The following is a 7,572-nucleotide window of genomic DNA, read 5'->3' as shown; positions in this document are numbered from 1 at the left end:
CCCCGGCGCCTTCGGTGTGGTAGGTGTGCACCGACCGGCCGCGGATCGCAGCCAGGGTGTCTTCGACGAACCCCGTCTCGTTGAGCGTGTCGGTGTGCAGCGCCACCTGCACGCCGGCCGCATCGGCGACAGTCAGGCAGGTGTCGATGGCCGCCGGGGTCGACCCCCAGTCCTCGTGCAGTTTGAAACCCGATGCGCCGCCCCGCAGCTGTTCCCACAACGCCTCGGAACTCACCGTGTTGCCCTTACCGAGCAGTGCGACGTTCACCGGATACGAGTCCAACGCCTCGAGCATCATCGCCAGATGCCATTCCCCCGGGGTGACGGTGGTGGACTCAGTGCCTTCTGCTGGGCCGGTTCCGCCACCGGCAATGGTGGTGATTCCGGAGCCCAGGGCTTCGGGAATGAGCTGCGGGCACACCAGATGCACATGCGAGTCGATCGCGCCGGCGGTCACGATTCGCCCGTTTCCGCTGATGACTTCGGTCGAGGGTCCCACCACCAGATCCGGGTGTATTCCCGCCATGGTGTCGGGGTTCCCGGCTTTGCCGATCGCCGTGATGCGCCCGTCACGGATACCGATGTCGGCCTTGACGATCCCCCAGTAGTCGATGATGACCGCGCCGGTGATGACGGTGTCCGGCGCACCTTCGGCCCGGGTCGCGCGTCCCTGGCCCATCGACTCGCGGAGCACCTTGCCGCCACCGAACACCGCCTCGTCGCCGGCGAGTCCTGGCCCGCCGCTGCGATCTTCGGTGATCTCCACCAGCAGATCGGTGTCGGCGAGCCGGATCCGGTCGCCGGCGGTGGGACCGAATAGCTGGGCGTAGTGCTCCCTGGATAGCCGGGCCATCAGCTGTCGAGACTTCCGGGCGGGTCCAGCGTCAACCCGTGCACCTCGCGTCGGCCGCACAGTGGAACGCATCCAACGGTCTGGGGCACGCCGGGCTCGAAACGGATGGCGGTGCCCGCCGGGATGTCCAAGCGGTGGCCGTGGGCGGTCACGCGGTCGAACGACAACGCCGCATTGGCCTGCGGCAGGTGGACATGACTACCGACCTGGACCGGGCGGTCACCGGTGTTGACGATCTGCATCTCTACCCTTGGTGCGCCCGGGTTGATTTCGATATCACCCGCGCCGTACAGGATCTCACCCGGGATCACGATCACCCGATCGGGTCATGCACGCTGACCAACTTGGTGCCGTCCGGGAACGTCGCCTCTACCTGTACCCTCTCCAGCATCTCCGGGATCCCTTCCATGACGTCATCGCGGCTGAGCACCTCTCGTGCGCTGGCCGTCAGCTCTGCGACGGTGCGGCCGTCGCGCGCACCCTCGAGAATGTGATCGGCAATCACCGCAACGGCTTCCGGGTGATTGAGGCGCAGACCCCTCGCTCGGCGCCTACGGGAGAGCTCGGCGGCGTAGGACAGCAGCAGCCGCTCCTGCTCGTGTGGGGTGAGACGCATAGCGAGTGATCATGCCATGTCGCGGCGATGCTACCGCAACGCGACTTCGGCGGCCGCGCCGGCCAGGTTCCGTTGCTCAGTTGACGACGCCTCGATCGGCCCGCCGTGTCCGGCAGGTGCCGACTCGTGCCGCGGCCGGTTCATCGTCGCCTCGCTTCCCTGATCATCTCGACCGCGGACCGCTTGAGGGCTTCACGTGTCTGTCGCAATTCGGCGACCGCCTCGCGAACCCTGTTCAGCTCGTCCCGCTCGCTCGACGCGCCCCGGACACCGGGGGCGAACACCGGCTGGCCCCGCGTCGCTTCGTCGGCGGCGATCGCCCCGCCGAGGTGCTGACTCGCCGAGGTTCCGGAGGCGGACCGCGCCCGTGACTCGCCGCTCCTCGGTGCGTTGACCACGCTTCCCATCGGTGGGATACCGCCGAGCCAGCCGCCCGGCCCCGCCGCCCCGGCCTCGGGTAAGCCGGCCAGACCTGCGGCCGGCAATGCCCTGGCGGCGAGCCGGACGTCCTCGGGGGCCGCACCCCAAGACGGCGGCACCGACAATGAACCGAGCGACGCCGCGCGGCCCAGATCCGCCGACACCCTGGCTTCGGCGAGGGCCGCGGTGCCGGTCAGCCCGGATCCGGATGAACCCGCCAGGGTGAACCCCGGTGCATCCGCTGCCACCGCGGACGCCAGCCCGGGTGTCCCCGCCGTGACCGCGGCGAAAACCTGGGTGGCCGCAACGGCCCCCTGCACCGCCCAGTCCGGCCCGCCGAGCAGAATGCCGGCAACACCGAGCCCCTGCGCGCCGGCGAAATCGGAGAAGCCGGAGAATTTCTGGCCGAGTTGTTCGATGCCCTGGATGAACGGACTGTTCAAGAGCTGTTCCAGCGGGTTCGATTGCAGCAGGTTGCCCAGCCCCTGGGTCGACGATGCGGCGGTCTGGGCGAGGGTGTTGGCCGGGGTGTTTTCGGTGGGGTTGGTGGTCTGGGGTGGGGTGGTGAAGGGGGTCAGGGTGGTGGCGGCGGCGGAGTTGGCGGCGTAGTCGTGCATGGCGGCGGCGTCTTGGGCCCACATCTCGGCGTAGTCGGCGTGGTTGGCGGCGATCGCGGCGCTGTTCTGTCCGAGGGTGTTGGTGGCGGTCAGGGTGGCCAGTGCGGCGCGGTTGGCGGCGATCGTCGAGGGTGGCACGGTGGCGGCGAAGGCCTGTTGGTAGGCGGCGGCGGCGGCGCGGGCCTGGTTGGCGGTGTGTTCGGTCTGGGTGGCGGTGCTCTGCAGCCAGGTCAGATATGGCGCTGCTGCGGTGGTCATCGCTGTCGCTGCGGGGCCTTGCCAGGATTGGTCGGTGAGCGTTGTGAGCACCGTCTGGTAGGAGTCGGCGGCCGAGGTCAGCTGTGCGGTCAGCCGGTCCCAGGCGGCTGCGGCGGCTGTCATCGGGGCCGAGCCCGCCCCGGTGTACATGCGTCCGGAATTGACCTCCGGCGGCAGCGCCGCAAAATCCACCATCACCGCCGCCCCGCGCCCCGGTGTGGTTCACCGGCGACGACCGCAGCTCCCGGGCGCATCACCACCCCAAAGATCACCGGGCCGACAAAACGGGCAGAGCAAGCTGGCAACTCCATCGCTCACCTTCCACTTGACGAGTCTGGCCGCTTGGCCCCGTCACCTTGTTTTCGTGTCTTTATCTATCGGGTCTTCCCGGCTCATTTCGGGGTAACGAATTTCAGCTGTACAGAGCGGCGCCGACCGGGTCGCGGGCCCGGTTGCGGTGGCGGGAACTGATGCCTCTTGCGACGCCCAGCAGCAGGACCAGGGCCAACGCCCAGATCACCGCGATGCCGGCCGACGAGCGGTAATGGCCGGTCAAGATCAGGAACGCGGGGACTGTGCACGTGGGCTGACTGAGCAGCACGGTGGCCCACCCGGCGAAGCCGGTCAGCTGGCCGCGGTCCAACCCGAGCACGAGGAAGAACAGCAACCACAGCACCGCCCAGCTCAGCCAGATGACGCCGAAGACGGGGTCGTTGGTGAGCGCAAACGAGACCAGGGCGTAGACGACCGCGGCGACGGCCACAAACAGCGAGAACCACCCGAGTCCCTGCGGTTCCAGGTTCGCCAGGTTGCCGACACCGACATAGACGTAGGTGAAGCCGAACAGAAACAGGCCCGACGCGGCGAGTGTCGCCGCCGGATCGTGGCCGGCTTGAACCAGCATTATCGTGGGAATGACGCATTGCAGCGTCCCCACCAACAGGTTCAGCACCGCTGCCGACCGGGGCGGTACGACGCCCAGCAGCATGAGGCCGTTGACGAACAGGACGGCGCCGACGTAAAGCAATCCCACGGCGCTCATCGGACTCCTCTCCAGGTCCGCAGCCAGAATTCCTGAAAAGGAACCACATGACAGGCCGTGTCGTCAACCGGGCGTGGTTCCATAGCAGCGCTCTCGTGGATCAGCACGAACGGTCGGGGGACCGTGCTATCTGCAGCATTTGCTATCACGAATTCCCCGCTGCGCGCATACCGACGCGGCTGAGGCATCGCGACGGAGACAAACTCAGCGGTTGCCGAGGTAGCCGCCGAGCGGCCGGGTGTCCATTGTCGACCGCGACGACGACACCAGCCTTTTAGCAAACATCCGAAAGGATTACAAATGACATGCCGTCAACCGCCAAGGTAACCCCTGACTCACAGGATGTACTCTGGTGGCACACAGAGAAATTGCGAGCGGTTCGGGTCTCCGTTCGGTCGCCTCGGTAATCGGCCACCGACCCGGTCGGCATGCGGTGGGGGCGCCCTCCTAGGCTGCCCGCTGTGATCACCCGGATGTCCGAGCTGTTCCTGCGCACCCTGCGCGACGACCCCGCCGACGCCGAGGTTCCCAGCCACAAGCTGCTGATCCGGGCCGGCTACATCCGCCCGGTCGCCCCCGGTCTGTACAGCTGGCTGCCGCTGGGGCTGCGGGTGCTGCGCAACATCGAGCGGGTGGTCCGCGAGGAGATGAACGCCATCGGCGGCCAGGAGATCCTGCTGCCGGCGCTGCTGCCGCGGGCTCCGTATGAGGCGACGAACCGCTGGACCGAGTACGGCGACACCATGTTCCGGCTACGGGACCGTCGTCGCAACGACTACCTGCTCGGCCCCACCCACGAGGAGATGTTCACCTTGCTGGTCAAGGGGGAGTGCAGCTCGTATAAAGACCTGCCGCTGGTGCTCTATCAGATCCAGACGAAATACCGCGACGAAGCGCGGCCGCGGGCCGGCATCCTGCGCGGCCGGGAGTTCGTGATGAAGGACTCGTACTCCTTCGACGTCGACGACGCCGGGCTGGAAACCGCCTACCAGGCCCACCGCGGCGCCTACCGGCGTATCTTCGACCGGCTGGGGGTGCGCTACGTCGTCGTGGCCGCCACGTCGGGGGCGATGGGCGGCTCGGCGTCCGAGGAGTTCCTGGCCGAGAGCGAGGTCGGTGAGGACACCTTCGTGCGCTGCCCGGAATCCGGGTACGCCGCCAACGTCGAGGCGGTGATCACCCCTCGCCCGGAACCCACCCCGACCGAAGGCCTGCCGGAAGCGACCGTGCACGACACCGGCGACACCCCGACCATCGACACGTTGGTGAATTGGGCCGATGCCGCGCTGGACCGCGCCGTCACCGCCGCCGACACCCTGAAGAACGTCCTGGTCAAGGTGCGGCCGCCGGGCGGGGAGTGGGAGCTGCTCGGCATCGGGGTGCCCGGCGACCGGGAGATCGACGACAAGCGGCTGGGCGCCGCGCTGGAACCGGCCGAATACGCACTGCTCGGCGACGACGACTTCGCCAAGCACTCGTTTCTGGTGAAGGGATACATCGGCCCGAAGGCGCTGCGCGACAACGGTGTCCGCTACCTCGTCGACCCACGGGTGGTCGACGGAACCAGCTGGATCACCGGTGCCGACGCGCTCGGCAAGCACTATGTCGGCCTGGTGGCGGGTCGGGACTTCACCGCCGACGGCACCGTCGAGGCCGCCGAGGTGCGCGACGGCGACCCGTCCCCGGACGGGGCCGGCATGCTGGTCAGCGCCCGCGGCATCGAGATCGGGCACCTTTTCTCGCTGGGCCGCAAATACACCGACGCGTTCGCCGCCGACGTGCTCGGCGAAGACGGCAAGCCGGTCCGACTGACGATGGGCTCCTACGGGATCGGGGTGTCGAGGCTGGTGGCCGTCATCGCCGAACAGCACCACGACGAGCTGGGGCTGCGCTGGCCGGGTGCGGTCGCGCCGTTCCACGTGCACCTGGTGATCGCCACCAAGGACGAGGCGGCTCGCGCCGGGGCGGTCGCGCTCGCCGCGGAGTTGGACCGCCTCGGCCTGCAGGTGCTGCTCGACGACCGAACCGCCTCACCCGGGGTGAAGTTCAAGGACGCGGAGCTGCTCGGGATGCCGTGGGTGGCGGTGGTCGGGCGCGGCTGGGCGGACGGCGTGGTCGAGCTGCGCGACCGGTTCGCTGGCGCGACGCGGGAGCTGGCCGTTGGCGACGGGCTGGCCGGCCAGGTTGCCGCAGCGGTCGCCGGTTAGCCGCTATTCGCTGCCGCCGGGGAAGGCCCGGGTGATCGGCCAGGTGCCCAGCGCCCGGTTCCACCGGGCGGCCAGCACCGCACTCTCGGTCAGCGCCGCCACCGCAAGCTCCCGGTCCGCCGGATCGCGGGCCTGTTCGGCGACCGCCCGCCAGGCGGCCGCGGCGTCCCATTCCAGTCGCACCGCCAGCCGCGCCGCGCCGTCGTCGTCGGTCACCGGGGCCGGGGGCTGATAGCCGATCGCCGGGACCGGGGCGGCCCCCGACCGCGCGGTCAGCACCGCGATCACCCGGTCGCGGCGCTAACGGTGCTGCCGGTAGGCGTAGGAGACCAGCCGATTGAGCTACGGGGCCGCGTACGCCGACACCAGGCCGTAGCCGTAGATCACCCCGAACTCGATGGCGAGCGCGTCGCAGAGGGCGCCGTTGGGACCCGCCGTCGGCACCTCGGTCGGGGTCACGGTTTGCCCGCCAGCGCGACGGTGTGGGCAGCGGTGCAGGACGCCGCGATCGAGGCCAGCAGCCCGGCCCGGTAACCCGACGACTCGACCGCCGGCGTTCTGGCGCTGTCGGCGGCGGCCCGCAGCGCGTCGACCACGGCGGCCAGCGTCGGCGCGGGCGGTGCCGGGGTGTCAACCGGCGACGATGTCTCGGTGGCGGCCGCCGGATTCCCGGTCACCCGGGCGATTTCGGCGGTCAACGCGTCGGCGTGGGCGGCCCGTTCGGCCGCGACCTGGGTCAGCGCGCGACGGAACGGCTTCGGCGCGTCGGCCACCGCGGCCGTCGCCAACTCACTGTCACGCAGCGCCTGGTCGCGCAGCGATTGCAGCTCGTCGGCCCGGGGCGGGCCGAGACCGCAGGCCGGAGCCGTCACCGCGACCAGCGCGAGCAGCCCGCCACCGGCCAGCACGCGTCGCCTGCCGATCGTCGAAGAGGTGCCGAACACGCCAACATCCTGCCATCCCCGCCGGCAGCGGCGTGACGACGTGGCGTGCCTGGTCACGGCGGTGCTGTGGAGTGGCTGAGTGCTTCTCCGGATTGCCGTGGCGGATACCCGGCGCGGCGTATGGTGGGGTAGCTAACCAGCAGGCGGCACAGCGTGCGCCACCTGCCGACGACGACCGGACAACTCAAGACGAGGAGCTCGCCGTGACCGCTAGGTTACCTTCTCGGGCACAGGTGATCGGGCTGCTCGACGCGGAGTTCGGCCGGGCCGGCTACGAGATCGAAGAGGTCGTCGTCGACGTCGATGCCCAGCCGGCGCGGATCACCGTGATCGCCGACGGCGACACCCCGCTGGACGTGGACACCGCCGCGACGCTGTCCCGGACCGCCGCGGCGCTGCTGGACGCGCTGGATTTCGACAGCCGCTACGTGCTGGAGGTCAGCTCGCCCGGCGTGGACCGGCCGCTGACCACCGGCAAGCACTTCCGCCGCGCCCGCGGGCGCAAGGTCGAGCTGACCCTGACCGACGGGTCCGACCTGACCGGACGCGTCGGCGACGTCGACGGCGATCGTCTGACGCTGGTGGTGCGTGCCGGCCGCGACTGGGCGCTGCGCC

The 7,572-nt window shown here is 69.7% G+C and carries 8 protein-coding genes and 1 pseudogene; 2 read left to right on the top strand and 7 right to left on the bottom strand.

Annotated features, from left to right (window positions below):
- From AC2VNT_RS14275 to AC2VNT_RS14255, 5 genes are all read right to left on the bottom strand, one after another.
- A partial coding sequence (locus tag AC2VNT_RS14275; RefSeq protein WP_486947479.1) for an urease subunit alpha occupies window positions 1-853 on the bottom strand: 853 nt, incomplete at its 3' end.
- Entirely contained in the window at window positions 853-1,164 is a 312-nt protein-coding gene (locus AC2VNT_RS14270) for an urease subunit beta (RefSeq protein WP_486947481.1), read from the bottom strand. The genes AC2VNT_RS14275 and AC2VNT_RS14270, both read right to left, overlap by 1 nt.
- Window positions 1,165-1,166: 2 nt before the next feature.
- The gene (locus tag AC2VNT_RS14265) at window positions 1,167-1,469 is read right to left on the bottom strand and encodes an urease subunit gamma (RefSeq protein ID WP_486947478.1); all 303 of its coding nucleotides are present in this window, start codon (window positions 1,467-1,469) and stop codon (window positions 1,167-1,169) included.
- Window positions 1,470-1,609: 140 nt separating this feature from the next.
- A complete protein-coding gene (locus AC2VNT_RS14260) occupies window positions 1,610-2,956 on the bottom strand; it encodes a PPE family protein (protein WP_486947480.1) in 1,347 nt (448 codons plus the stop codon).
- Between the two features lie 220 nt (window positions 2,957-3,176).
- The gene (locus AC2VNT_RS14255) at window positions 3,177-3,806 is read right to left on the bottom strand and encodes an AmiS/UreI family transporter (protein WP_486947477.1); all 630 of its coding nucleotides are present in this window, start codon (window positions 3,804-3,806) and stop codon (window positions 3,177-3,179) included.
- 461 nt (window positions 3,807-4,267) lie between these two features.
- On the opposite strand from AC2VNT_RS14255, the gene AC2VNT_RS14250 reads away from it, so the two are divergent.
- Complete coding sequence (locus AC2VNT_RS14250) at window positions 4,268-6,013, top strand: proline--tRNA ligase (RefSeq protein ID WP_486947476.1); 1,746 nt, start codon at window positions 4,268-4,270, stop codon at window positions 6,011-6,013.
- 3 nt (window positions 6,014-6,016) lie between these two features.
- Here AC2VNT_RS14250 and AC2VNT_RS14245 read toward each other — a convergent pair.
- Together AC2VNT_RS14245 and AC2VNT_RS14240 are read right to left on the bottom strand one after the other, a co-directional pair.
- Window positions 6,017-6,472, bottom strand: a pseudogene (locus tag AC2VNT_RS14245) (ferritin-like domain-containing protein).
- The gene (locus tag AC2VNT_RS14240) at window positions 6,469-6,957 is read right to left on the bottom strand and encodes a hypothetical protein (RefSeq protein WP_486947475.1); all 489 of its coding nucleotides are present in this window, start codon (window positions 6,955-6,957) and stop codon (window positions 6,469-6,471) included. Before AC2VNT_RS14240 ends, AC2VNT_RS14245 begins: the two are co-directional and overlap by 4 nt.
- Before the next feature lie 203 nt (window positions 6,958-7,160).
- Here AC2VNT_RS14240 and rimP point away from each other — a divergent pair.
- Window positions 7,161-7,572, top strand: a 412-nt coding sequence (rimP, locus tag AC2VNT_RS14235) for a ribosome maturation factor RimP (protein WP_486947474.1), incomplete at its 3' end; no start/stop codon positions are given.

This window comes from Mycobacterium sp. TH-M15, assembly GCF_057473705.1.
This window is presented reverse-complemented; position numbering and strand designations above follow the sequence as displayed.

Coding starts and splice junctions, on each gene's coding strand:
- AC2VNT_RS14265 (WP_486947478.1), bottom strand. CDS start 1,469: ATGCGTCTCACCCCACACGAGCAGGAGCGGCTGCTGCTGTCCTACGCC.
- AC2VNT_RS14255 (WP_486947477.1), bottom strand. CDS start 3,806: ATGAGCGCCGTGGGATTGCTTTACGTCGGCGCCGTCCTGTTCGTCAAC.